General features: G+C 67.4%; 23 protein-coding genes and 1 tRNA gene. 9 read left to right on the top strand and 15 right to left on the bottom strand.

Annotation, left to right across the window (positions count from 1 at the left end; genetic code table 11):
- Nucleotides 1-88 precede the first annotated feature (88 nt).
- Nucleotides 89-730: a DUF4136 domain-containing protein gene (locus QTN24_RS05740; protein ID WP_253699924.1), complete on the bottom strand. Its 642-nt coding sequence runs from the start codon at nt 728-730 to the stop codon at nt 89-91.
- A gap of 203 nt (nt 731-933) precedes the next feature.
- On the opposite strand from QTN24_RS05740, the gene pepN reads away from it, so the two are divergent.
- Together pepN and QTN24_RS05730 are read left to right on the top strand one after the other, a co-directional pair.
- The gene (gene pepN / locus QTN24_RS05735) at nt 934-3,627 is read left to right on the top strand and encodes an aminopeptidase N (RefSeq protein WP_313835744.1); all 2,694 of its coding nucleotides are present in this window, start codon (nt 934-936) and stop codon (nt 3,625-3,627) included.
- A 122-nt stretch (nt 3,628-3,749) separates the two neighbouring features.
- Entirely contained in the window at nt 3,750-4,763 is a 1,014-nt protein-coding gene (locus QTN24_RS05730) for a class 1 fructose-bisphosphatase (protein WP_124684915.1), read from the top strand.
- A 69-nt stretch (nt 4,764-4,832) separates the two neighbouring features.
- On the opposite strand, the gene QTN24_RS05725 is transcribed toward QTN24_RS05730, so the two are convergent.
- The 6 genes from QTN24_RS05725 to QTN24_RS05700 all read right to left on the bottom strand — a co-directional run bounded on the left by QTN24_RS05725 (nt 4,833) and on the right by QTN24_RS05700 (nt 10,645).
- Complete coding sequence (locus QTN24_RS05725; protein ID WP_313835740.1) at nt 4,833-5,747, bottom strand: aldose 1-epimerase; 915 nt, start codon at nt 5,745-5,747, stop codon at nt 4,833-4,835.
- A 206-nt stretch (nt 5,748-5,953) separates the two neighbouring features.
- Nucleotides 5,954-7,237, bottom strand: a complete 1,284-nt coding sequence (locus tag QTN24_RS05720; RefSeq protein ID WP_124684917.1) for a TRAP transporter large permease — start codon at nt 7,235-7,237, stop codon at nt 5,954-5,956.
- Nucleotides 7,228-7,800: a TRAP transporter small permease gene (locus tag QTN24_RS05715; protein WP_313835738.1), complete on the bottom strand. Its 573-nt coding sequence runs from the start codon at nt 7,798-7,800 to the stop codon at nt 7,228-7,230. The genes QTN24_RS05720 and QTN24_RS05715 overlap by 10 nt, the downstream gene beginning before the upstream one ends.
- 28 nt (nt 7,801-7,828) lie before the next feature.
- Complete coding sequence (locus QTN24_RS05710; RefSeq protein WP_313835879.1) at nt 7,829-8,779, bottom strand: TRAP transporter substrate-binding protein; 951 nt, start codon at nt 8,777-8,779, stop codon at nt 7,829-7,831.
- Between the two features lie 133 nt (nt 8,780-8,912).
- Complete coding sequence (locus QTN24_RS05705; RefSeq protein WP_313835737.1) at nt 8,913-9,800, bottom strand: SMP-30/gluconolactonase/LRE family protein; 888 nt, start codon at nt 9,798-9,800, stop codon at nt 8,913-8,915.
- A 5-nt stretch (nt 9,801-9,805) separates the two neighbouring features.
- Complete coding sequence (locus QTN24_RS05700; RefSeq protein WP_124684920.1) at nt 9,806-10,645, bottom strand: NAD-dependent epimerase/dehydratase family protein; 840 nt, start codon at nt 10,643-10,645, stop codon at nt 9,806-9,808.
- A 702-nt stretch (nt 10,646-11,347) separates the two neighbouring features.
- Between QTN24_RS05700 and QTN24_RS05695 the strand changes: the two genes are divergently transcribed.
- A complete protein-coding gene (locus QTN24_RS05695; protein WP_313835735.1) occupies nt 11,348-12,409 on the top strand; it encodes a porin in 1,062 nt (353 codons plus the stop codon).
- 319 nt (nt 12,410-12,728) lie between these two features.
- Nucleotides 12,729-12,804, top strand: a tRNA-Thr gene (locus tag QTN24_RS05690).
- Nucleotides 12,805-12,919: 115 nt separating this feature from the next.
- Here the strand turns inward: QTN24_RS05690 and QTN24_RS05685 are convergent.
- On the bottom strand, nt 12,920-13,351 hold the full coding sequence (locus QTN24_RS05685) for a DNA-binding response regulator (protein WP_313835734.1): 432 nt from the start codon (nt 13,349-13,351) through the stop codon (nt 12,920-12,922).
- Between the two features lie 291 nt (nt 13,352-13,642).
- Nucleotides 13,643-15,256 carry a FapA family protein gene (locus QTN24_RS05680; RefSeq protein WP_313835732.1) on the bottom strand — a complete coding sequence of 538 codons (1,614 nt, stop codon included), beginning with the start codon at nt 15,254-15,256 and terminating at the stop codon, nt 13,643-13,645.
- Between the two features lie 227 nt (nt 15,257-15,483).
- Between QTN24_RS05680 and QTN24_RS05675 the strand changes: the two genes are divergently transcribed.
- Nucleotides 15,484-16,314 carry an SAM-dependent methyltransferase gene (locus QTN24_RS05675; RefSeq protein ID WP_313835730.1) on the top strand — a complete coding sequence of 277 codons (831 nt, stop codon included), beginning with the start codon at nt 15,484-15,486 and terminating at the stop codon, nt 16,312-16,314.
- 32 nt (nt 16,315-16,346) lie between these two features.
- On the opposite strand, the gene QTN24_RS05670 is transcribed toward QTN24_RS05675, so the two are convergent.
- The 3 genes from QTN24_RS05670 to QTN24_RS05660 are packed head-to-tail and all read right to left on the bottom strand — an operon-like array spanning nt 16,347 to nt 18,923.
- On the bottom strand, nt 16,347-16,928 hold the full coding sequence (locus QTN24_RS05670) for a DUF1415 domain-containing protein (RefSeq protein ID WP_313835728.1): 582 nt from the start codon (nt 16,926-16,928) through the stop codon (nt 16,347-16,349).
- Nucleotides 16,925-18,547 carry an FAD-dependent protein gene (locus tag QTN24_RS05665; protein WP_313835726.1) on the bottom strand — a complete coding sequence of 541 codons (1,623 nt, stop codon included), beginning with the start codon at nt 18,545-18,547 and terminating at the stop codon, nt 16,925-16,927. The genes QTN24_RS05670 and QTN24_RS05665 overlap by 4 nt, the downstream gene beginning before the upstream one ends.
- Nucleotides 18,531-18,923, bottom strand: a complete 393-nt coding sequence (locus QTN24_RS05660) for a hypothetical protein (RefSeq protein ID WP_313835724.1) — start codon at nt 18,921-18,923, stop codon at nt 18,531-18,533. Before QTN24_RS05660 ends, QTN24_RS05665 begins: the two co-directional genes overlap by 17 nt.
- Nucleotides 18,924-19,103: 180 nt before the next feature.
- On the opposite strand from QTN24_RS05660, the gene QTN24_RS05655 reads away from it, so the two are divergent.
- The gene (locus tag QTN24_RS05655; protein WP_313835722.1) at nt 19,104-20,564 is read left to right on the top strand and encodes a PLP-dependent aminotransferase family protein; all 1,461 of its coding nucleotides are present in this window, start codon (nt 19,104-19,106) and stop codon (nt 20,562-20,564) included.
- 116 nt (nt 20,565-20,680) lie between these two features.
- Complete coding sequence (locus QTN24_RS05650) at nt 20,681-22,162, top strand: sensor domain-containing diguanylate cyclase (protein WP_313835720.1); 1,482 nt, start codon at nt 20,681-20,683, stop codon at nt 22,160-22,162.
- Nucleotides 22,163-22,177: 15 nt separating this feature from the next.
- On the opposite strand, the gene QTN24_RS05645 is transcribed toward QTN24_RS05650, so the two are convergent.
- From QTN24_RS05645 to QTN24_RS05635, 3 genes are all read right to left on the bottom strand, one after another.
- Nucleotides 22,178-22,633, bottom strand: a complete 456-nt coding sequence (locus QTN24_RS05645) for a hypothetical protein (protein ID WP_313835718.1) — start codon at nt 22,631-22,633, stop codon at nt 22,178-22,180.
- A gap of 232 nt (nt 22,634-22,865) precedes the next feature.
- Entirely contained in the window at nt 22,866-23,768 is a 903-nt protein-coding gene (lpxO, locus tag QTN24_RS05640) for a lipid A hydroxylase LpxO (protein WP_124684930.1), read from the bottom strand.
- Nucleotides 23,769-23,909: 141 nt separating this feature from the next.
- The gene (locus QTN24_RS05635) at nt 23,910-24,221 is read right to left on the bottom strand and encodes a hypothetical protein (RefSeq protein ID WP_124684931.1); all 312 of its coding nucleotides are present in this window, start codon (nt 24,219-24,221) and stop codon (nt 23,910-23,912) included.
- A 270-nt stretch (nt 24,222-24,491) separates the two neighbouring features.
- On the opposite strand from QTN24_RS05635, the gene QTN24_RS05630 reads away from it, so the two are divergent.
- Both QTN24_RS05630 and QTN24_RS05625 read left to right on the top strand, forming a co-directional pair.
- Nucleotides 24,492-24,782 carry a hypothetical protein gene (locus QTN24_RS05630; protein ID WP_124684932.1) on the top strand — a complete coding sequence of 97 codons (291 nt, stop codon included), beginning with the start codon at nt 24,492-24,494 and terminating at the stop codon, nt 24,780-24,782.
- 59 nt (nt 24,783-24,841) lie between these two features.
- The gene (locus tag QTN24_RS05625) at nt 24,842-25,105 is read left to right on the top strand and encodes a hypothetical protein (RefSeq protein WP_124684933.1); all 264 of its coding nucleotides are present in this window, start codon (nt 24,842-24,844) and stop codon (nt 25,103-25,105) included.
- The last annotated feature ends 51 nt before the right edge of the window (nt 25,106-25,156 follow it).

The following is a 25,156-nucleotide window of genomic DNA, read 5'->3' as shown; positions in this document are numbered from 1 at the left end:
CGGTGGACCAAACCGGTGGACGAATGTCGACGAATGCATGCGGGCCGAATGCTGCGGCGCGCCCGCGCCGGCTGCCTTGCCTGCCGGCTTATTTCGCTTCCTTCTCCACCTCCAGCGTCACGCGCCGCGGGCGGCCGCTGTCGCCCGGAAAGCCGGCAAACGCGCTGCGGATCATGTACGGCATCACGGCGGTCAGGTTGCCGCCCTCGGTGGTGTTGCGGGCTGTCACCTGGTACACGCGCTTGCCGCTGGCGGCGTCCTTGAAGAACACGCGCAGGTTCGAGAACGTCACCGGCACGTCGCGCACCACGGTCTGCGGCGGCCAGTAGCCGGGCCCCCAGCCGTAAGGGCCCCATGGACGGTAGTAGCCATACGGGCCCCAGTAGGGACCCCACGGGCCGTACCACGGGTCGGGATAGACCGTCTCGGCCACGCGGACAAAGCCGGGCGCGGCGTCATAGTCCATCGTCACCAGGTAGCGCGCCTGCCGGGCCGGCACCTGTTCGAAGCCGATGCCGCCCAGCGTCTGTGCCAGCCACGCTTCGTAGGTCTGCCGGTCGAGCTGGCCTTCCTGCTGCGGGGTGCGCTCGAAGGCGTAGGTATGCGGCGGGTCGTTGTTCCAGCCGGCATCGCGGAACGCCGTCACCTCGGTGGTGACGGTGCTGGCGCAGCCCGACAGCCACAAGGCGCCCAGCGCCACCAGCAATCCCATCCCGCCCCGTCTTCCCATGCTTGCCACGGCTTGCCACATCGCGATACCTCTTCTTATTGGTCCGGTCACGTTTCCTGAGACAGGGACGGACGCGCCAAATTCCCTGGGCCGCTGCCGGCCCGACGCAGGCCGCAGGCCCCTTGGCTACAATGGGGGCTTCAGGGCCCGGCTCCGGCCGCCACGGCCCGCCGCCCCCGGTCACCCGACGACAGGATCTCCCCATGCTGCGTACCGACACGCCCGTTACCGTCTATCGCAAGGACTATACTCCGCCCGCGTTTGCCATCGACCACGTCGACCTCGTGCTCGACCTCGATCCGCAGCGCACCATCGTCACCAGCACGCTGAAGCTGCAGCGCACCGGCGCCGCCGACGCGCCGCTGACACTGGCGGGCGAGGCGCTGGAACTGCTGGGCGTGCGGCTCGACGGGCAGCCGTTCACGGCCTGCCGCGCCGACGCCGGCGCGCTGACGCTGACCGGCCTGCCCGCGCAAGGCACGCTGGAGATCACCGTCGCCATCGACCCGTCGGCCAATACCACGCTGTCCGGCCTGTACGTCTCCAACGGCAACTTCTTCACCCAGTGCGAGGCCGAGGGCTTTCGCCGCATCACGTACTTCCTGGATCGCCCGGACGTGATGACCACCTACCGCGTGACGCTGCGCGCCGACCGCGCGGCTTACCCGGTGCTGCTGTCCAACGGCAACCTGCTGTCGCAGCGCGACTTGCCCGACGGCCGCCACGAGGCGGTGTGGGAAGACCCGTTCCGCAAGCCGTCGTACCTGTTCGCGCTGGTGGCGGGCAAGCTGGAGCGGATCGAGGAGACGATCGTCTCGGCCTCGGGCAAGGAAAAGCTGCTGCAGGTCTGGGTGGAGCCGCAGGACCTGGACAAGACCCGCCACGCGATGGATTCGCTGATCCACTCGATCCGCTGGGACGAGCGCCGCTTTGGGCTGGAGCTGGACCTGGACCGCTTCATGATCGTCGCCGTGGGCGACTTCAACATGGGCGCGATGGAGAACAAGGGCCTCAACATCTTCAATACCAAGTACGTGCTGGCCAACGCGCAGACGGCCACCGACGTCGACTTTGCCAATATCGAGTCGGTCGTGGCGCACGAGTACTTCCACAACTGGACCGGCAACCGCGTGACCTGCCGCGACTGGTTCCAGTTGTCGCTCAAGGAGGGGCTGACCGTCTTCCGCGACCAGGAGTTCTCGGCCGACATGATGGGGTCCGAATCGGGCCGCGCCGTCAAGCGCATCGAGGACGTCCGCGTGCTCCGCCAGGTGCAGTTTCCCGAGGACGCCGGCCCGATGGCCCACCCGGTACGCCCGGACAGCTACGAGGAAATCAACAACTTCTACACGGTCACGGTCTACGAGAAAGGCGCCGAGGTGGTACGGATGTACCAGACCCTGCTGGGCCGCGACGGCTTCCGCAAGGGCATGGACCTGTACTTCCAGCGCCACGACGGCCAGGCCGTGACCTGCGACGACTTCCGCGCGGCCATGGCCGACGCCAACGGCCGCGACCTGAAGCAGTTCGGCCTCTGGTACAGCCAGGCCGGCACGCCGGTGGTGACGGCCCGGACCCAGTGGGATGCCGCCGCCGGCGCGCTCACGCTGACCCTGACGCAGCGCTGCCCGAAGGTCGGCATCGAGACCCGCGCCGGCAGCCCGGACAAGCAGCCGTTCCACATCCCGTTCGCGCTGGGCCTGATCGACGCCGAGGGCAACGACCTGCCGCTGCAGCTCGACGGCGAGCCGCAGCCGGCCGGCACCACGCGCGTGCTCGATTTCACGCAGGCCGAGCAGACCTTCCGCTTCGTCGGCCTGCCCAAGGGCGGCCGCGCGCCGCTGCCGTCGCTGCTGCGCAATTTCTCGGCGCCGGTCATCGTCGACTACGAATACAGCGATGCCGAGCTGACGTTCCTGCTGGCCCACGACAGCGACGCCTTCAACCGCTGGGAAGCCGGCCAGCGGCTGGCCACGCGCGCGCTGCTGCAACTGGTGGCCGACGTCCAGGCCCGGCGCGAACTGAAGCTCGATGCCGGGCTGGTGGCGGCCTTCCGCACCGTGCTGACCGATGGCACGCTGAATCCGGCGTTCCGCGAACAGGCGCTGATGCTGCCGGCCGAGGCGTACCTGGCCGAGCGCATGGGCGTGGCCGACCCGGCCGCCATCCACCGCGCCCGGCTGTTCCTGCGCGAGGGCCTGGCCCGCGCGCTCAAGGCCGAATGGCTGGCCGCCTATCACGCCAACGCCACGCCGGGCACCTACAGCCCCGACGCCGAATCCATGGCCAGGCGCGCGCTGCGCAACCTGGCGCTGGGCTACCTGGCCGACACCGGCGACGCCGACATGCAGGCGCTGGCCGACCAGCACTACCAGCAGAGCGACAACATGACGGACCGCTTCGCGGCGCTGTCGGCGCTGGTCAACAGCTTCGCGCCGGGCCGCGAGCACGCGCTGGCTGACTTCTACAGCCGCTTCGAGGGCGACGCGCTGGTGATCGACAAGTGGTTCTCGCTCCAGGGCATGCAGCGTGGCGAAGTGGGCCCGCACGCCGGCAAGCGCACCATCGACACCGTGCGCGCGCTGATGGCGCACCCGGCGTTCAACCTGCGCAACCCGAACCGCGCCCGCTCGCTGATCTTCAGCTTCTGCTCGGGCAACCCGGCCCAGTTCCATGCCGAGGACGGCTCCGGCTACGCGTTCTGGGCTGAGCAGGTGCTGGCGCTGGACGCGATCAACCCGCAGGTGGCCGCGCGGCTGGCCCGGGTGATGGACCGCTGGCAGAAATACGAGATCCCGCTGCGCGACCGCATGCGCGCGGCGCTGGAGCAGGTGGCGGCCGCGCCCACGCTGTCGCGCGACGTGCGCGAGATCGTCGGCAAGGCGCTGGCGAGCTGACCGTTCCCCCTTCGGTGCGCCGCCGCACCAGGACATGGGCCGATTAAGGCGCGCGGCGGGCCAAAACGGCCTGTCCGCAGCGCTGGCCCTGTAGAATGGCGGCCATCCAAGGAGAACCCACCATGACACGCATCAGCCTCACCCGCTATCTGGTCGAGGAGCAGCGCAAGCACAACACGATCCAGCCCGAGCTACGGCTGCTGATCGAGGTGGTTGCCCGCGCCTGCAAGGCCATTTCCAACGCCGTCAGCAAGGGCGCCCTCGCGGGCGTGCTGGGGTCGGCCGGCACCGGCAACGTCCAGGGCGAGACCCAGCAGAAGCTCGACGTGATCGCCAACGAGGTGCTGCTGGACGCCAACGAATGGGGCGGCCACCTGGCGGCCATGGCGTCCGAGGAAATGGACTCGTTCTACGAGATCCCGAACCGCTACCCGAAGGGCGAGTACCTGCTGCTGTTCGATCCGCTGGACGGCTCGTCGAACATCGACGTCAACGTGTCGATCGGCACGATCTTCTCGGTGCTGCACATGCACAAGCCGGGCGAAACCGTGACCGAGAGCGATTTCCTGCAGCCCGGCACGCACCAGGTGGCCGCCGGCTACGCGGTGTACGGCCCGCAGACCACGCTGGTGCTGACCGTGGGCAACGGCGTGCACATGTTCACGCTGGACCGCGAGGCCGGCAGCTTCGTGCTGACGCAGTCGGACGTGAAGATCCCGGAGGACACCAAGGAATTCGCGATCAACATGTCCAACATGCGCCACTGGGCCCCGCCGGTGCGCCAGTACATCGACGAATGCCTGGCGGGCGAAGACGGCCCGCGCGGCAAGAACTTCAACATGCGCTGGATTGCGTCGATGGTGGCGGACGTGCACCGCATCCTCACGCGCGGCGGCATCTTCATGTATCCGTGGGACAAGCGCGAGCCCGAGAAGCCGGGCAAGCTGCGCCTGATGTACGAAGCCAACCCGATGGCGTTCCTGGTCGAGCAGGCCGGCGGCGCGGCCACAAATGGCCAGGAGCGCATCCTGGACGTGACGCCGACCAAGCTGCACCAGCGCGTATCGGTGATCCTGGGCTCGAAGAACGAGGTGGACCGCGTGACGCGCTACCACCGCGAGGCCGACAAGGGCTGACCAGCGGCCATCCCGGCAGCACGACACAGGGCGCTTCGGCGCCCTGTTTTCATTGGGGGGTCAGGCCCGTCAGGCGGCCAGCAGCCACTGCATCCGCCAGCGCGCGGTGTCACCCGGCGCCAGCGTGCGCAACCCCGTGCCTTCCCAGCCGCGCGCCGCCAGGTTGACGGCATCGGCCACGTGCGACACCGGCTCCAGGCAGAAGAACGCGCAGCCGCCCGGCGCGTGCAGCACCAGGTGGTCCAGCCCCTCGCCGGCGCGGATCGTCAGCGTGGCGCCGTCCGGCCGCTTGACCGTCGCCGTACGCTTCCACCCGCCGTAGTAGCGGCTGAAATCGCCCTCGGGCAGGTCGCGCTCGCGCAGGAAGCGCTCGCCATCGGCCACGGCCGTGCGCCCCGTGGCCACGCCGCCCGCATCGGCCGGCCAGACGTACGCGGCATCGAACTGCACGCGCAGCCCCGGCACGCGCGCCAGGAACGGATGGAAGCCGCCGCCCACGGGCATGTCGGAGTCGCCATCGTTGCGGATGGCCAGCTCGGCGTCGAGCCCCGTGGCCGACAGCCGCAGCGTCTGCCACGCCGTGAGCGCCCACGGCCAGCCGCCATCGCACCCGGCATGGGCCAGCGTCATGACGAGCTGGTCGGCGCCGGCTTCAGCCACGGTCCACGGCCGCGCGTGGCCAAGGCCGTGCATCGCATGGGCCTGCCCCGGATGGGCCGGCACCACGATGTCGCGCCCCTGCCAGCGAAAGCGCCCCTCGCGGATCCGGTTCGAGAACGGCAGCAGCGGATAGCTGCCCGCCTTGGGCCACTGATGCGCATCGAACCCCTGCGTGGCATCGAGCGGCGCCAGCCAGTCGATCACCGTGCCATCGGCCCGGGCCGTACGCAGGGTGGCCATGCGGCCGCCGAGGGACGGGGCGATGGTGAGGGTGTGGGGGGTGGCGGTGAGGGTGTGGGTGGGGCCGTGCGGCAGCCACAACATGTCAGGAGCTCCTGCGGGATTGGACACCAGTCCGCATCATGCACTGTCGGTGGTCTCCCCTCTCCCGCACGGCGGGAGAGGGGTTGGGGGTGAGGGCCGGCGCGTCAGGATGCGAGACCGCGTCTTGCACCGCCTTGCCCTCACCCCCGGCCCCTCTCCCACGGCGTGGGAGAGGGGAGCCACCCGCGCGCAGATCGACGCGCATGCTACTTCAGCAACGTCTCCGGCAGCCACAGCGAGAACGCCGGCACGTACGTCACCAGCAGCAGCGCCGCCAGCAGCGCGCCGTAGAACGGCCAGATCGTGCGCATGACCTGCCCCACCGAGACGCCGCCGATGGCGCAGCCGACGAACTGGGTGGTGCCCACGGGCGGGGTGTTCAGGCCCAGCGCGCAGTTGATCAGCATCAGCATGCCGAACTGGACCGGGCTCATGCCGTAGTGCATGCAGATCGGCAGGAAGATCGGCGTGCAGATCAGGATCGTGGCGGCCATGTCCAGGAAGGTGCCGAGGATGAACAGCATCACGTTCACCATCAGGAAGATCACCCACGGGCTGGTGGACACCGAGCTCAGGAACTGCCCGGTCAGCTCGGCCACGCCATAGAGGCTGATCATGTAGCCGAACGTCGCCGAGATGCCGATCAGCAGCAGCACCACGCCGGTCGTCTTGACCGCCTTGGCCGCGGCCTTGATGAACTGCTCGCGGGTCAGCGAGCGGTACAGGAACACGGTCAGCGTCAGCGCGTACAGCACGGCCACGGCGGCCGACTCGGTGGCCGTGAACACGCCCGACAGGATGCCGGCCAGGATCAGCACCACCACGAACAGCCCGGGAAGCGCGGCGGCCAGCGAATGGCCCACGATCTGCCAGCCCGGAAACGTGCCCGACGGGTAGCCGCGGCTGCGCGCCACGAAGTACGCGGCGGCCAGGTTGCAAATCGTCAGGATCAGCGCCGGCAGCACGCCCGCCAGGATCAGCGCGGCGATAGACACCTTGCCGCCCGCCGCCAGCGTGTAGATGATCATGTTGTGGCTGGTCGGCATCAGCGCGCCCACCAGGGCCGCGTGGGTGGTCACGTTGACCGCGTAGTCGGCGTGGTAGCCCTCGCGCTTCATCATCGGGATCATCACCGCGCCCATTGCCGACACATCCGCCACGGGCGACCCCGACACGCCGCCGAACAGCGTGCACGCCACCACGTTGGACATGCCCAGCCCGCCGCGCACATGGCCGGCCATCGACTTGGCAAAGTTGACGATGCGGTCCGCGATGCCGCCGTACAGCATCAGTTCGCCCGCGAAGATGAAAAACGGGATGGCCAGGAACGAGAACGCGTTCATGCCCGACGTCATCTGCTGGAACACCACGGCCAGCGGCAGGCCTTCGTAGAGGATCGTGGCCACGGCCGACAGCCCGATGGCGAACGCGACCGGCACCCCGAGGATCAGGAAGCCGAAGAAGCAGACGGTGAGGATGATCAGTGCCATGCCGGCTCCACTTCCGTGCCTTTCAGCACTGCAATGATGTGTTCGATCGAGAACAGCACGATCAGCACGCCGGCGATGACCGGCGGCAGGTAGCGCCACCCTTCGGAAATGCCCAGCGTGGGCAGCTTGTAGTCGGCCACGGACATCGCCAGGATCGCGCAGTTCCAGGCCATGACCGCGCCGAACGTGCCGACCAGCGCGTGGATCAGCAGCTCCAGCTTGATGCGCAGGCGCTCGGGCAGCAGCACCAGCAGCGACTCCAGGCCGATGTGGCCCGCGTCGCGCACGCCCACCGCCGTGCCCAGCATGGTCACGTACAGCACCAGCAGCATCGCGATGGACTCGGCCCAGGTGGGCGTGTCGTTGAGCACGTAGCGCCCGAAGACCTGGTAGAGCACCGCGATCACGAGCAGCACCAGGCCGAAGACGCCCAGGCCCAGGCAGGCCCGGGCCAGCGCGGCACAGAAGCGGGTATAGGGATGGGCGTGCGCGGCCACCGCCGGGTCGGCGGGGCCATGCGCGCCCTCCGCCGGCGCGGCCGGCGTGGGGGATGGCGAAAGCATGATGGATTCCCTGCTGCGGGTACGTCGGTTACTTCGTCTCTTGCGCGCGGCGCACGAGGTCCTTCATCTGCGCGCTGGTAATGAAGCGGTCGTACACGGGCTTCATCGCGGCCTGGAACGACGCCTTGTCCACCTGGATGATCTGCACGCCCGACGCCTCCACCAGCTTGCGCGACTTCTGCTCGCGCTCATCCCACAGCTTGCGCATGTACGGCACCGAATCCTTGGCGGCCTGGCGCACCATCGCCTGGTCTTCCTTCGACAGGCGGTCCCACGCGACCTTCGAGAACAGCAGCATTTCCGGGGCCATCGAGTGCTCGGTCAGCGAGTAGTACTTGGCCACCTCGAACTGGCGCGAGCTCTCGTAGCTGGGCCAGTTGTTCTCGGCGCCGTCGACCAGGCCGGTCTTCAGCGCGGTGTAGACCTCGCCCCAGGGCATCGGCGTGGCGTTGGCGTGCATGGCTTCCAGCAGCGACACCCAGAGGTCCGACTGCTGCACGCGGATCTTCATGCCCTTGGCGTCGGCCAGCGACTTGATCGGTCGCTTGGTGGTGTACATCGAGCGCGAGCCGCTGTCGTACCAGGCCAGGCCGATGAAGCCGTTCTTCTCGCACGACTTCAGGATGTCGTCGCCCACCGGGCCGTCCAGCACGTGCCGCATGTGCTCGGTGGAGCGGAACAGGAACGGCATCGTCGGGACGATGGTCGCCTCGCAGATGTTGTTCATCGCGGCCGAGTTCACGCGCACCATCGACAGCGCGCCGATCTTGGTCTGCTCGATGGCGTCCTTCTCGCTGCCCAGCGAGCCCTGCGCGAACACCTTGACCGACATCTTGCCGTTGGAGCGCTGCTTGAGCAGGTCGCCCAGGTGGCGCACGGCCTGGACGGTCGGGTAGTCGTCGGGATGGATGTCGGCCGAGCGGAATTCCACGGCGTGCGCGGCCGTGGGCAGCGCCACGGCGGCGAGCAGCGCGGCCATCAGGGTACCCAGGCGGGTACGCGGGGAGCGGTGTTGGAACATGTGTATTGCCTCCAGAGTTATTCGTTATCAGTCGACACAGGTTCGGCCCCCTGGCCCGGCGCGGGCCCGGAGGGCGCGATGCGAAATCGGGTCAGTCGCGCAGCACGGGCTCCGCGGTGCCGCGCACGCCGGGGCGCAGCGCCACCACGGCGCCGGACAGCGGGTCGCTGTCGTCGGTGCGGATCGACGTGACGTAGAGCGTGTCCAGCCCGCTGCCACCGAACGCGCACATGGCCGGCTTGGCGAACGGCACGGCCAGGCTGCGGTCCAGGCGGCCATCTGGCGTGAAGCGGTGCACCTGGCCGGCGTCGTTGCCGCAAATCCAGTAGCCACCGTCCTGGTCCACCGCGGCGCCGTCGGGGCGGCCCGGGTAGCGGTTCATGTCGATGAACACGCGCCCGTTGGCCGGCGTGCCGGTATCGACGTCGTAGTCGAAGGCCCAGACCGCCTGCCGCGCCGGGTGCGAATCGGACAGGTACATCGTGCGCCCGTCGGCGCTGAAGGCCAGGCCGTTGGGCGTGATCAGGTCCTCGCGGACCACGTCCAGCGCGCCGCTGCGGGCGTCGTAGCGGTAGAGCTTGCCGTCGGTGGCGGCCAGCGACATGTCCATCACCATCGTGCCGGCCCAGAAGCGGCCCTGGCGGTCGCAGCGGCCATCGTTGAAGCGCATGCCGCCGCGCGCGTGCTGCACGGCCGCCACGGGCTGCGGCGTCGGCGCCGGTTGTCCCGCCACCAGCTTGCCGATGCGGAACAGGCCGGTCTCCATCGCCAGCAGCCAGCCGCCGTCGGCCGTCATCGCCATGCAGCCCGCCATCTCGGGGATGGCCCAGTGCCGGGTGTCGCCGCTGGCCGGATCAAAGCGCCACAGCGTGCGGTTGGGGATATCGGTCCAGTACAGCGCCGCCTCGCCCGCGTGCCAGACGGGGCTTTCGCCCACGCCGCAGCGCATGTCGCCGATCCGTTCGTAGGTGCCGGCCATGGCGCTCAGTCCCCGAACGGGCCGGCCTTGACGAAGGCCCCGCCCTGGTACCAGCCGGCCGGGTCGTCGGCCGGCAGCGGCGGCACCGATTCCACCTTGGCGCGGAACTGCTCGGACGACTCCACGGGCCTGAAGCCCAGGCGGGCCGCCTTGCTGTTGTCCCACCAGCTGTCGCGGTTGGCCGATGCGCCGTAGACGATCAGGAAGCCCACCTTCGGCACGAAGATGGCGCGCTTGACGAGCTGTTCCAGGTCGTCGTAGCCGAGCCACGTGACCAGCATGCGGCGGTCCTTCGCTTCGGGGAACGACGAGCCGATGCGCAGCGCGACGGTGTCGATGCCGTAGCGGTCGCTGTAGAAGCTGGCCAGCTGCTCGCCGAACGCCTTGCTGACGCCGTAGTAGCCGTCGGGCCGCGCCGGCGTGTCGGCGTCCAGCACTTCGCCCTGCCGGTAGTAGCCGATGACGTGGTTCGAACTGGCGAACACGATCCGGCGCACGCCCTGGCGGCGGGCCGCCTCGTACAGGTTGTAGGTGCCCTGGATGTTGGCCGGCAGGATTTCCTCGAACGGCCGCTCCACCGACACGCCGCCCAGGTGCACGACCGCGTCGACCCCTTCCAGCAGCGCGTGCACGGCCTTCGCATCGGACAGGTCGCACGGCACGACTTCTTCCTGCTCCCGGGCCTCGCCGAGGTTGGCGATATCGGACACGCGCACCACGTCGGCATAGCGCTTCAGCCGGTCACGCAGGACCTTGCCGAGATTGCCGGCGGCGCCGGTCAGGAGAATGCGATGGCAACGGGTGGTGACGCCGTCGAGCGGGTCTTGGGAGGAGGTCTGAGACATGGTGTCGGGCTACAGCGGCGCGCGATCGGAAAATCGGCACACCAATGACTGGAAAGGGAGTAATTGATCTGTTGTCATACAACGCCACTGGAATCTAATCGTCTCCCCTTCTCCGGTCAAGGTGCGATTCCCTAAGTAAATTCCCTAGAAGTTTTAAGATGCAGACATCCAGACCTGGATTTCCGGCGCGTGGTTTTTCCTCACTCAAATGAGTGAGTTAGCAGGATTCCGACCGCCCAGGTCCTGTTGCGCAATGGCGCTACAGGCCGCGCCGAGATTGGATTTTCCATTGCTTTTAAATAACTTACGTGAAACTGACAAACGTTTGCTGCAATGCAAGCTAAGCATTTGCCTAATTCCGCAAACCCGCGTTTGAGGGCCCACGATAATGTCGATGGAATATCGGCTCTAGTGTTGTGGATCCACCCAATGTCTCGTCGTATGTCTTGCTACGTTATTTTTCTGTAAGGTACGATGTCATAGGACATCGGATCTGTTTGCCTGCCTTTCCCAGGCCAGCCGCGCCGCATGTCCCGGCGCCGTGGAGACATCCTCGCGCGCCACCCATGCCCGCCGGTGACACATGCCCTGCCGCTTTCCAGAAGGCGGCACCAGAGGTCGACACAACAGACGCAGCACGGCATGCAGCACCGGTCTACCGCAGCAAATAACGAAACCAGAGCCAGGATGGAGACCAACATCATGAAGCGAGCCCTTGCGCCCTTCGTCACCACGGCCGCGCTGGCGGCCATCGGCGCCGCGGCACCGGCCCACGCCCAGTCGAATGTCACGCTGTACGGCATCGTCGACACCACGATCCGCTATACGACCAACGAAAGCGCCGCCGGCAACGGCAAGCTCCAGATGAGCGACGGCGTGCTGACCGGCAGCCGCTGGGGCCTGTACGGCGTGGAAGACCTGGGGCGCGGCTACCAGGCGCTGTTCGTGCTCGAATCGGGCTTCTCGCCCGACGCCGGCCAGAGCCTGCAGGGCAACCGGCTGTTCGGCCGCAAGGCGTACGTCGGGCTGCAGGGCGAATTCGGCACCGTCACGCTGGGCCGCCAGTTCACGGTGATCCACGAGGTCATCGCCAGCTACGACGCGATGGCGCTGGCCAACCTGTCCATCGTCGGCTTCCAGGGCGGCAACTACACGGGCGGCGTGCGCCAGGACAACATGATCAAGTACGCCGGCAAGTTCGGCGGCTTCACCATCGCGGCCCAGCACGCGTTCGGCGAGCAGCCGGGCAGCGTGGCGCGGTCGTCGTCGACGGGCGGCAGCCTGACCTACGCCGCAGGCCCGTTCATGGTCGCGGGCGGCTACCAGATCATGAAGGACAGCACGAGCTACTACGGCGTGACCGTCCCCACCAGCGACCAGAAGGTCTGGACGCTGGGCGGCACCTACACGGCCGGCCCCGCAACGATCTACCTCGGCTACACCAACAGCAACGTCGACAACGCCGGCTACAAGAACCAGGCCGGCTACCTGGGCGGCAAGTACCAGTTCAACCCGGCGTGGTCGCTGATCGCCATCGGCACGTACGACCACCTGAAGCACGGCGGCGATTCGGGCAACCGATTCACCGGCGCGCTGATGCTGGACTACGCGTTCAGCAAGCGCACCGACGTCTACCTGGAAGCCGACTACACGACGCTGACCGACGCCTGGCGCACGCTCGGCGCGCAGCCGACCTTCCAGACGCCGTTCTACGGCCACGGCAGCCGCGTGGGCGTGATGGCCGGCCTGCGCCACAAGTTCTGACGCGGCACCACGCGGTCAATCGGAAACAGGGGGCGGCTTCGCCCCCTTTTCCATCCAAGCCCGCCGCGCGGCACGTGCGATCCTTACGCCTGTTGCTGCAGCGGACACATCGCCGCCAGCCACACCCGCAGCACCCGCCAGCCAGCCCGGCGCCGCCCGATCCGGTAAAAAATCTGCGCGAGGGGCTTCACAAAGCTGGAAGGCGCTGATAGTATTGCGGGCTCTATCCGATTCGTTGCAGACGCCGCAAAACACCGCAGCAGCACGGATCGCCGCGGTAAATCGCGACGATGGAACAGGTTTCGCAAGTCAAGGTTTCGCCGGTGTAGCTCAGTTGGTAGAGCAGCGCATTCGTAATGCGAAGGTCGTAGGTTCGACTCCTATCTCCGGCACCATTCACTTGAAGTAGGAAGGGCAACCCAGGCGGGTTGCCCTTTTTGCTTTGGGGCTTCGCAACTGGGCCGGCTGAAGTACGACGTCGAGCTGCACGCCGACGCCGAGCCCCCCCTCTCAAGACATCGCGCCCGGCCGATGGTGCAGTTGCCACGCGTCGGCGGCCACGCGGCGCAGCGGCACGAGGCTGTCGCTGCCGACCATCTGCATCACGGCCATCTCGATGCGTTCGATCGTCGCGGTCTTGGGCAGGCAATCCACCACGCCGCGCGACTCCAGCGCGGCCGGCACGCGCAGCCACATGTTGTCGGACAGCAGCAGGATGCGCGCGTTGGGCAGCGCCTCGGTCAGGCGCCGCAGCAAATACCAGTTGTCGTTGACGTCCCCGGCCATGCCGTAGACCACCACGGCCGGCGCGTGGCTGGGCGCGAGCGCGACGATATCGGCCGGGTCGATGGCATGGACAGCGCCGATGCCGGGCATGCGTTCCAGCAGGCGCTGCATGCCCAGGCGGACCAGCGGCTGGTCGTCGATCACGATGGCGGTCATGGTCTATCTCCCCGTATCTTGTATGGATGCGGGGATTCTGCAAGCGTCATGCCAGACGGTTTGTGGCCGCTGTGGGGGGGCGTGGCGCGAGCCATGGCGAACCCGCCAGCGCTCGCGGCCCCTTGGCCCGCCGGGGCTGGCCGGCCTTGGCCGACCGCGCCGGCGCACTGCCAGCCATGCCGGGCCGACCGCACGCGATGTTACGGCCGGCGTAACGTGTCACGGGGCACCGTAACGTGAGACCGTCGCACCGCCAGACCATCGAGGCTGGACCGGGCCGGCCCGCCGTCGTCAGGTCACCGTGATCCGGTCGTCGATCACGCGCACCTGCCCGCCCGTCTTGTCCTCCATGACCTTCAGCACCTTGTGCCCCACCTGCAGCGTCACGCCGCCATGGATGCGGCGGCCCACCGCGATCACGGCATCATCGGACGGCTTGATCTGCTCGGCCAGCCGCGCGATCTCGGCGTCCAGTTCGAACAGGTCCTTGTTGATCTTGAACATCGTGGCGCGCGCCTTCTCGCGGACGTCGCCCTGGGCGCGCTCGGGATGCTTGGCGAAGAACGCCACCAGCTGCTGCAGCTTGGCCTGGTCGTCCAGCACCCTGCGCCGCCGCGCCTCCAGCTCGGCCTTCTGCTCGTCGGCAAACGGGTTCAGGCCCACCTGCACGGCCGTGGCGCTGCCGGCCGGCGCGCCCAGCGTGGCCACGCTCACCGACTGCAGCGCGCGCGTGCGGCCGCCGCTGATGCTGCCCTGCCCGGTCGGCGTGCCCACCACCACGCGCTCGCCGGCCGAGACGTCGCTCTGCCGGATGCCGCTTTCCACCACCACTTCGGTGGCGGCCTCGACGATGGCGTTCTGGATATAGCGCGCATGCACCGCGCCCTTGGTGCGGACGCTGGCAATCTCGTTGGGGTCGCCGCCATGCGCGGTCTCCGCCCTGCCGATGATGCCGCCCTTGACGATGACGTCGCCGCCGGCCTCCACGTGGGCCGCCTCGATCGTGCCCTGCACCACCACGTCGCCGGTCACGCGGACCGACATGCCGGTAAGGATGTCGCCCGACACGCGCAGCGATCCATCGAAATTGACATTGCCCGAATGCAGGTCCACCGCGTCCACGTCGACCACGGGGCTGACGATCACGCCATTGGGCAGCACGCGCGGCGACCCGGCGATGACGGCCAGCAGCAGGTTGGGGTCGTTCGGGTCCGGGGCCACGCCGGTCAGGTCCGGCGCGTAGGGGGTGTCGATGACCGGCTCGGCGGCGATCGGCTTGCCCAGGAGGTCCATGCCGTCCTTGCCGGGCCGGGCCGGCGTGCGGCGCATCAGCGCGGTGCCGGGATTCACCAGCAGCAGGCTGCCGAGGTCGCGCAGGTCCACCCGCTCGTCCTCGTTTTCCGCCTGCGCGGGCCGGCGCTGCTGCACGAGGCTGTCGAACCGGGCGGGCTCGCCCTGCACCGGCGCCACGCCGCGGGCAATCTCGCGGCCCTCGCAGCCGCCCGCTTCCAGCGCCACGCGGATGGCGGCCGAATCGAGCAGCGCCACCACGCCCATCGACGCCGCGGCGGCCGCGATGTCGGCTTCCTCGATCGGACGGCCGCCCTCGGGCGGCATCAGCGTCAGCAGCAGTTGCAGCTTGTCGCCGGTCATTTCCAGTTCGAAGGCACCGTCCAGCACATTGCCGATCACCGCGTCGATCTCGCGATCGGTGAGCTGGCACTGGGTCAGAAAGCCGGTCACGGCGCCCTGGTCCAGCCGGGCGCCTAGCCAGCCGTGCTCGGCCAGCGACGCCTCCAGCGCCGTCCGGTCCGGCGGCAGCCGCCCCGTTTCCGGCGTAAAGCAAGCCCTTACCTGATCTCCCGGCTGGTTGAGTTCCAGCCGTAATCCCACGTCCGCGTTCATGGCTCCCCGCTTTCTGGTTGCAGCGTGGTGCCCGCCGGCCGGGGTTCATGCCCCGCGCGTCCTTCCGCCAGGACGTCCGTACTTGCGCCAACCCTGCTTGTCGTATCCAGTGGTCAACGGCAGAAATGCGAGTGAGCTTTAGCCCACAAAAGTAGGGGACCGGCGTTTTCGGTAAACTGACGCCCTTTCCGAAGCGCCCGGGATCCCAGAATCCCCAAAATCCCCAGATGTCCAGCCCATACGAAGTCCGTCCCGGCCAGTCCGTCGAACTGCTCAAGGAGCTCCATATCCTGACGCGCGACGGCAAGATGAACCAGGACAGCCGCCGCAAGCTCAAGCAGGTCTACCACCTGTTCCAGTTCATCGAGCCGCTGCTGCGCGAGGTGAAGGACGCGAAGGGGTCCGTGGCGCTGGTGGACCATGGCGCCGGCAAGTCCTACCTGGGCTTCATCCTCTACGACCTGTTCTTCAAGGACCTGCACGACGATTCCCACATCTTCGGCATCGAGACCCGCGAGGAACTGGTGGCCAGCTCCCAGGCGCTGGCCAGCCGGCTAGGCTTTCCGGGGATGTCGTTCCTGAACCTGTCGGTGGCGGAATCGATCACCTCGCCGGCGCTGCCCGCCACCGTGGACGTGGTCACCGCGCTGCATGCCTGCAATACGGCCACCGACGACGCCATCCGCTTCGCGCTGGCCAAGCACGCCCAGCACATCGTGCTGGTGCCGTGCTGCCAGGCCGAGGTGGCCAGCGTGCTGCGCAAGCACAAGGGCCGGCTGCTGGCCGGCAATCCGATGACGGAAATCTGGCGCCACCCGCTGCATACGCGCGAATTCGGCAGCCAGCTGACCAACGTGCTGCGCTGCCTGCAGCTCGAAGCGCATGGCTACCAGGTCAGCGTGACCGAGCTGGTCGGCTGGGAACATTCGATGAAGAACGAGCTGATCATCGCGCAGTACAAGGACCTGCCGCGCCGGCGTCCGGCCGAGCGCCTGAAGCAGGTGCTGGAATCGGTCGGCATCGAGGAACTGGGCGAGCGCTTCTTCACGCCCGCATGACCCCGCGCCGCCCGCCGCACCGGGCGGGGCGGCTACAGGTCGCTCTTGCCAGCCATCCACCTGAGCCAGCCGGCGTGGCCGAGCTGGCGCAGCGTTTCCATGTTGCGCTCGTAGATGTCCTCGGCCTCGGGAAAGGCTTCGGCCGCCCGCGCGATGCTGTCCTCGCGCAGCAGGTGCAGGATCGGGTACGGCGCGCGGTTCGTGTAGTTCTCGATGTCGTCGGGCCCGGTGCCGTCGAACTGGTACTGCGGGTGGAAGCTGGCAATCTGCAGCGTGCCATCCAGCTTCAGGCTGCCGAGCAGCCGGTCCGCGAAATACAGGAAGTCGTTGTAGGCCAGGAAATCGGCCAGCCCATGCGGCACGATCAGCAGCGTGGTGTCCACCTGCGCCGGATCGGCCTCGGCCAGCAGACGCAGTTCGCGCTCCAGGTCGTCGAACACGTCCGCGTCGTCGGATGCCTGGCTGACCACGTACCGCACCTGGTCCTTCACGTACACACTCTTGGCGAACGGGCACAGGTTCAGGCCGATCACTGCGCGCGCCAGCCAGTGCCGCACGGCCGCGATGACCTCGCCGTCTTCGGGCCGCTGGCCGCCCTGCCCGGTCGCGCTCATTGGCCGCTGGCGATCTGCAGCGCGACGGCTTCCGCCACCTCGATGCCGTCGATCGCCGCCGAATAGATGCCGCCCGCGTAGCCGGCGCCCTCGCCGGCCGGGTACAGGCCGCGCACGTTGATGCTCTGGTAGTCGTCGCGATTGCGCTCGATGCGCAGCGGCGACGACGTGCGCGTTTCCACGCCCGTCAGCACCGCGTCGTGCATGGCAAACCCGGCGATCTTGCGGTCGATCTGGGGCAGTGCCTCGCGGATCGCGTCGATCACGTAGTCGGGCAGCGACGTGCTCAGGTCCGTCGGCGTCACGCCGGGCTTGTAAGACGGCTCCACGCTGCCCAGCGATGTCGACGGCCGCCCCGCCAGGAAATCGCCAACCAGCTGGCCCGGCGCGCGATAGTCGCCGCCACCCAGCACGAACGCGCGCTCTTCCCACTTGCGCTGGAACGCGATGCCCGCCAGCGGGCCGCCCGGGTAGTCCTGCTCGGGCGTGATGCCCACCACGATGCCCGCGTTGGCGTTGCGCTCGGCGCGGTAATACTGGCTCATGCCGTTGGTCACCAGCCGCCCCGGCTCGGACGCGGCCGCCACCACCGTGCCGCCCGGGCACATGCAGAAGCTGTAGACCGCCCGGCCGTTGCTGGCGTGGTGCACCACCTTGTAGTCGGCCGCGCCCAGCAGCTTGTTGCCCGCAAACTTGCCAAAGCGGCTGCGGTTGATCAGGCCCTGCGGATGCTCGATCCGGAACCCCAGCGAGAACGGCTTGGCTTCCATGAACACGCCGCGCCCGTGCAGCATCTCGAACGTGTCGCGCGCGCTGTGGCCCACGGCCAGGATCACGTGGTCGCACGGCAGGTAGTCGCCGGTGGACAGCTTCAGGCCGCGCACCTGGCCGCCGTCGATGTCGATATCGTCCACGCGGGTCTCGAAGCGGATTTCGGCCCCCAGCGCCAGCATCTCGGCGCGCATCTTCTCGACCATGCTCACGAGCCGGAACGTGCCGATGTGCGGCCGCGCCTTGAACAGGATGTCCTCGGGCGCGCCCGCGCGCACGAACTCGTCCAGCACCTTGCGCCCGTAGTGCTTCGGGTCCTTGATCTGGCTGTACAGCTTGCCGTCCGAGAACGTGCCCGCGCCGCCTTCGCCAAACTGCACGTTCGACTCCGGATTCAGCACGCTCTTGCGCCAGAGCCCGAACGTGTCCTTGGTACGCTCGCGCACTTCCTTGCCGCGTTCCAGGATGATCGGGCGGAAGCCCATCTGCGCCAGCAGCAGGCCGGCCAGCAGCCCGCACGGCCCCAGGCCGATCACCACGGGGCGGGTCTTCGGGCCGCCCTCGGGGGCGCGCGCCACGAAGCGGTACGTCATGTCCGGCGTCACGCTCCAGTTCGGCTTGCGCTCCATGCGCTGGCGCGCGGCGGCCTCGTCGCGGACTTCGATGTCGATGATGTAGGTGAGCTTGATGTCGTCGCGCTTGCGGGCGTCGTGCGCGCGGCGGAAGACCTTGAATCCGACGAGGCCGTCGCCCTTGACCCCGATCTGGGCCAGGTGGCTGCGCACGGCAGCCTCTAGATCGCCCTCGGTATGGTCGAGCGGCAGTTTGACTTCACTGAGACGTAGCATGGGGTACCGATTCTTCTGCGGCCTGGATGTCTGGTGGCCGGGAGTCGCCCAGCAGGAGGCCAGAACGGCCGAAGCGGGATTTTATCAGCCGCCACAGCCCCGGGCGCGCCGCCGGCACCATGATGCGCAGCCGCGACGGCCCCTGCGCGACGATGCGGTGCCAGCCGGCCGCGTCGATCACGCAGACGCCGCCGGCGCGCAGGTCGCAAGGCCACTGGAAGACCTGCCCGCCCAGCCAGCGCGGCGCATCGGACACGGCCACGCGGCCCGACACGACGTGCACCACGGCGCCGCTGCCCAGGTGCAGATTGAGGCACTGATCGGCTGACAGGCTGACGTCCTGGACGTCTCCGGGAAAGTGATGCGGGCGGTTCATGGCGGCACTCCTTGGGCGATGGAAAATCGTGCCTCCAGCGTATCGGCCGGCCTGTTTCGCCAACAGGCACAAGGGCTCGCCGCCGCAAGCGGAACAGATGCGAAACCCTGGCGCTGTTACGATACAGCGGCCGCCCATCTGTATCTGTTCCGGATCTCGCCCGCGCGCGAAGATTGCGCCATGTCCGCCACCATGCCCGACCCGCTCCACACCGCCGCCGCCCCGCTCTACCAGCGGCTGGCCGGCCACTATCGACAGGCCATCACGTCGGGCACGCTGACGCCGGGCGACCGCATGCCGTCGGTGCGCGCGCTGATGGGGCTGCACGACGTGAGCCTGTCCACGGCGCTGCAGGCGTGCCGCGAACTGGAGGCCGCCGGCCTGCTGGAAGCTCGCCCGCGCTCCGGCTACTTCGTCTGCGCGCCGGCCCGGCCCGCGCTGGCGCCCATCGAGGAACCGGCGCCGGGGCTGCCCGATCCCGCGCAGTACGTGGGCATCCACCAGCGGATCTCCGCGATCCTGGCGCGCAGCAAGCACCATCGGATCAACCTAGGCGGCGCCTGCGGGGCGCCGGAGCTGTATCCGACCGATGCGCTGCGCAACGCGGCCCAGCGCGCGCTGCGCAAGTATCCCGAGCTGTTCGGCACCTCGGTCGACGCCGACGGCCATCCGGCCTTCCGTGCCGCGCTGGCCCGGCATGCGCTGCGGTCGCACATCAACGTCTCGCCCGAGGAAATCGTCGTGACCCACGGCGCCACCGAGGCACTGACGCTGGCGCTGCGCGCCGTGGCCGGCCCGGGCGACGTGATCGCGGTGGAATCGCCCACCTATTACGGTCTGTTGCAGATCCTGGAGAGCCTGGGCATGCGCGCGCTGGAAATCCCATGCAGCCCGCAGACCGGCATCTCGCTGGAGGCGCTGGAGCTGGCCGCGCAGACCTACGCCAGCATCAAGGCCGTCTGCGTGGTGCCGAACCTGCAGAACCCGCTGGGCTGCGTGATGCCCGACGCGCACAAGCAGCGGCTGGTGGCGTGGTGCGCGGCGCGGGGCATCGCCATGATCGAGGACGACTGCTGCTCGGCCACCATCGACGACGACACGCCGCTGCCGGCCGCCAAGTCGTGGGACACCACCGGCACCGTGATCCATTGCGCGTCGCTGCACAAGGTGCTGGCGCCCGGCATGCGGCTGGGCTGGATTACCGCCGGCCGCTGGCAGGCGCGCGTGGAAATGCTCAAGTTCGGGCTGTCGCGCCCGAACGAGATGCTGACCCAGATTGCCGTGGCCGAGTACATGGGCACCGGCGCCTTCGACCGCCACCTGCGGCGCCTGCGCACGCAGCTACGCGTGCAGCGCGAATGGGTGGCGCAGAAGGTGGCGGCCACGTTCCCGGCCGGCACGCGGCTGACGCTGCCGCGCGGCGGGCTGCACCTCTGGGTGGAAATGCCGGGCAACGTGTCGTCCGAAGCCGTGTTCGAACAGGTGCTGGGCGACGGCATCCGCGTGATGCCCGGCGCGATGTTCTCGAACTCGAACCGCTTCAACCATTTCCTGCGGCTCAACTGCGGCAACCTCCGCACGCCCGCGCTGGAACAGGCGCTTGATACCGTGGCCGCCGCAGCGCGCCGCCTGGCGGGCTAGGGCCCGCGCGGGCGCATCGTTTTTCCCTTATTTTTCCCAAATCGGCACGGCGCTCGCCTATCCTATTGGCCTATTGCGCGGTACGCCATCCGTCACAAGAACAGGGGAGAACGACTTTGGGGCACGCACCCGCGGCATCGCCGCTCGTCAACGACTATCAGACGCTGTTCCAGCTGGCGCCGGTGTCGCTGTGGCTGGAGGACTTCAGCGCGGTGCGCCTGGCGTTCGAACAGCTACGGGCCGACGGCGTGACGGACCTGCGCCGCCATCTGCGCGACCACCCGGCCGAGGTGGCGCGCTGCTCGGCGCTGATCCGCGTGCTCGACGTCAACCAGCGCACGCTGGACCTGTTCCGCGCGCGGGACGTCGACCATCTGGTCGGCAACCTCGACAGCGTGTTCCGCGACGACATGTTCGACCAGCACGTGGAGGAACTGGGCCAGCTCTGGGACGGCGGCCGGCACTTCACCAGCCAGACCGTGAACTACACGCTCGACGGCGAGCGGCTGGACATCCGGCTCGACGCCAGCATCATGCCAGGCCACGAGGACGACTGGTCGCGCGTGCTGCTGTCCATCGAGGACATCACCGCGCGCATGCGCACTGAGCGCGAACTGCGCCGCGCGCAGCAGTACGCGGTGGGATTGTTCGAGCATTCGCCGGTGTCGCTGTGGGTGGAAGACTTCAGCGCCGTGAAGATGCTGCTGGACGAGGTGCGCGCCGCCGGCATCACCGATTTCCGCACGTTCCTGAACGTCCATCCAGACTTTGTGTCGCGCTGCATGCAGGAGATTCGCGTGCTCGACGTCAACCAGCAGACGCTGACGATGTTCGGCGCGCCGAGCAAGGAGATCCTGCTGTCGCGCCTGGGCGACGTCTTTCGCGACGACATGCGCATCCACTTCGCCGAACAGCTCGTGGACCTGTGGCACGAGAAGCTGTGGCAGCAGCGCGAAGTCATCAACTACGCGCTGGACGGCCGCTCGGTCGACGTCTTCATGCAGTGGTCGGTGTTCCCGGGGCGCGAGGCCGACTGGGACCAGGTGCTGGTGTCGCTGACCGACATCACGGCCCGCAAGAAGGCCGAAGCGTACGTGGAATTCCTGGGCAAGCACGACGTGCTGACCAAGCTCTACAACCGCGCCTACTACGAGGATGAACTGGCCCGGCTGGGCCGCAAGGGCCCGTGGCCCGTGAGCGTGGTGGCACTGGACCTGAACGGCCTGAAGGTCATCAACGACCAGTTCGGCCACGGCGACGGCGACGCGCTGCTGCGCCGCACCGGCGAAGTCCTGAAGAAGGCCGTGGGCGAACAGGCCTGCGTCGCCCGCATCGGCGGCGACGAATTCATGGTCCTGCTACCGGGCCGCGACGAACGCGGCGCCGCCACCGTCGTCGAGCAGATCGAGGAAGTGGTCGGCCTGAACAACCAGTTCTACCCGGGCGCCCGCCTGTCATTCTCGATCGGCGCCGCCACGTGCACCCAGGGCGACCGCCTGACCGACACGGTCAAGCTGGCCGACCATCGGATGTACGCGGCCAAGCGGGCGCATTACGAGGCGCTGGGGAATGAGAGGCGGCGGGGGGAGCAGGTGTAGGGTTGGCGAGCCGTCTTAGCCCGCTGCGGATACACCGTTGAGGCGGCGCCAAGACCAGTCGCATCTGGCGTCGGGCTGCGGCTCATATTGTTGAGCTTGGAGGAAGTCCACCGTCTTACCATTACTCAGTTGGGTGTAGGCAAAAGAATACACAACGGCACCTTGCGACATCAGTTCGTATTTTCCAATGAGTTTCCCGGCCCCCACCTCCAACCATGTCTCGGTCACCTGGTAGGGTCGAGCCGGATCGAGGACATCGATCCGCCTATCGCCAAGGATGAGCGGCATCGCATTCGCCGCGCTTTGATACCTTGCGGCGCCGCCTTCCCAACCTATCGTCCTATCGTGATACCGGCGAAACTCCAGGTTCTCAAATCCCGCGTCGACAGGGTTCAGACACAAGATGTTGGTCTCGACACTCGCCTGAGGAAGCGCGCAATACAAGAACAACACTAGGGAGAGATATCTCATGGTGTCGGCGGTCGAACGCGATGGGATACACGCCATGGCGGATGGCGAGCGAAGACGCCATACCGTAGCTGCGCGCGGGGCGGGAGGGAATCCCACCGCGATGCGCGTTTGCCAAGGCGCAAGCGCCGATCAGTTCTGAACGTTAATCGCCGAACTACGATGGACAGCCCGGAGGACTAAAAAGAAAAAGCCGGCACTCGGCCGGCTTTCCGCTACACAGGACTGCAAACGATCAGAGAAACACAATCAGCGCCACGCCGCCGATGATCAGCCCGAACTTGGTCACGTAGTACACGCTCTTGTTCCACGCCTTGAAGCGGCGGCGGTACTGGCCGCCGAGCCATACGAAGCGGAACAGCTTGTTGATGGCGCCGGTCTGGTCGTTGTCGTCGTTGGGCGAGCTGGCGGCCGTCATGACCTTGCGGCCCATCCAGTGGTTGAAGGCGGCGGCCCAGCGATAGCGCATCGGGCGTTCGATGTCGCAGAACAGGATCAGGCGGTCGGTCTCGCTGCGGTTTTCGGCCCAGTGCAGGTAGGTCTCGTCGAAGACCACGCCCTGGCCGTCGCGCCAGCTATGGCGCTCGCCGTCCACCTCGATGAAGCAGCGGTCGTCGTTCGGCGTGGACAGGCCCAGGTGGTAGCGCAGCGAACCGGCAAACGGATCGCGGTGCGGGTTCAGCTTGCCGCCGGGCGGCAGTTCCGCGAACATCGCCGCCTTGACCGACGGCATGTCGCGCAGCAGTGCCACGGTGTTGGGACACAGCACTTCGGCCGACGGGTGCTGCGCTTCGTACCATTTCAGGTAGAAACGCTTCCAGCCGTATTTGAAGAACGAGTTGAAACCGGCGTCGTCGTTCTTGTCGGCGGCCTTGATCTTGCGCATGGCGATCAGCGCCAGGCCCTCGTCGCGGATCTGCGGCCACGCGGCGCGCAGTTTTTCCAGTTCAGGAAAGCGGTCGACGGGGATGTACGGCGTGCGGGGTACGCCGGAGAACATGTACATGAAGCAGTTGACCGGGGCGACCAGTGCCGAGTGGTCCAGCATCTGGCGCATCAAGGGCAGCCTCACCTTGCCGCGGAAGTGCACATACAGGATGGCACCCAGGTAGGCCGCGACGATTATCCATTTGATCACCCGAAATCCCTCCAGGACAAACACCGCCCCGAAAGTGACCGGTACTCTCGTCGAGTGATGGGGGCGGAAAACGCGATATTTTAGCTAATCGGCGATACCCATGCATCGTGTGATGCATGGGGCGCTTATTAGCGATACGCGTCAGGCGCCGCCGCGGGATTGGCGTGCAATGCGGTCGATCAGGACCCGCGCATCTTCCGGTTTGCCTTGGAGCGTCAGCAGCCGGGCGTTGAGGACGATGTTTTCGAGCACCAGCTTGGCGGTGGAAGCCCACAGCGTGGCAAGCAGCGCCTCCTTCGACATGCCCGAGGTTTCAAGCTCGGTGGAACGCTCGGCGATCAGCTTGCAGGCCAGGGCGCGGAGCTTGTCGTCGTCGAACGGCAGATTCGCATAGTCGATGGGATCGGCCTTCTCCACTTCCACCATCAGTTGCAGCAGCATGTCTTCGGTCATCGGCGCTCCCCAAGGTTGCATCCCGTACGCGGAAATCTGCGGCTATGCTGGCACGATGTGCGGCATATGAAACCACGCTAAGGCAAGTGCAACAGCTTGTCAATTTGGGGTCGCACATAGAGCGTGGCAACCCGCGTTGCGTCGTCAAATTGCGGGGGCATCACATCCCGGATTCTCAACGGAAAATCAGACGCGAGCCTACAAAACGGTCACAACTATCCGTGTAAGCTGTGGTCTCAGTTTTGCAATGCCATCGAGAAGAGCAGATCAATGACTAAAGGATTTCTTGCCGCCATGCGTCAGTACGTATGGTTCAGGGGGGTGAAGCACCATGTCGTCCAGGGCGTCGAAGCGCTGGGCGAACTGCTGAAGTCCCCGTCTGTCGCCGCGCGTGCCGTGGCGGCGATCGTGTCCGAGACCGAACACGGTGTGCAGGTGTGGGTGTCCTATTTCGGCAAGCCGATGGACCCGCATACCAACTACGTCCTGTGGCCGACCCGCGCGCTGAAACCGGCGCGGCGCGGCGTGGCCGCCCTGCCCCAACTGCCCGGGCAGCGATAACCGTTTCGCCAGTCCTTTTTCACTTTCACAGTGTTCTTATCGTTCGACAAGGAGCCACCATGCCCGAACCGCAACATGATGAAGCACTGGTCAACAGCTTTCTGGAACGCGTGTCGGCCCTGTCCGTCAGCGCCTTCGATGGCGCCGACGTCAACCAGGAACTGACGCAGTTGATGAACGAGGCCGCGCGGGCTTGCGGCAACGGTGGCAACCTGGAAGTGCTGGCGTCGCGCTTGAAGGCGCGCGCCGAGGCCGCCGAGAAAGAGGAACAGCCGCAGGTGCGTGACACCTTCACGCGGGCCGCGTCGCTGATCAAGGGCTGAGGCGTAGTTCGTCGCGTAGTTCTTGCACCCGCAACTCTGCCGAAGCACCCA

The sequence above is a fragment of the Cupriavidus sp. SZY C1 genome (genome assembly GCF_032190535.1).
Taxonomy (GTDB): domain Bacteria; phylum Pseudomonadota; class Gammaproteobacteria; order Burkholderiales; family Burkholderiaceae; genus Cupriavidus; species Cupriavidus pauculus_C.
The sequence above is the reverse complement of the archived record's forward strand: the minus strand, read 5'-3'. Positions and strand labels throughout refer to the sequence as shown.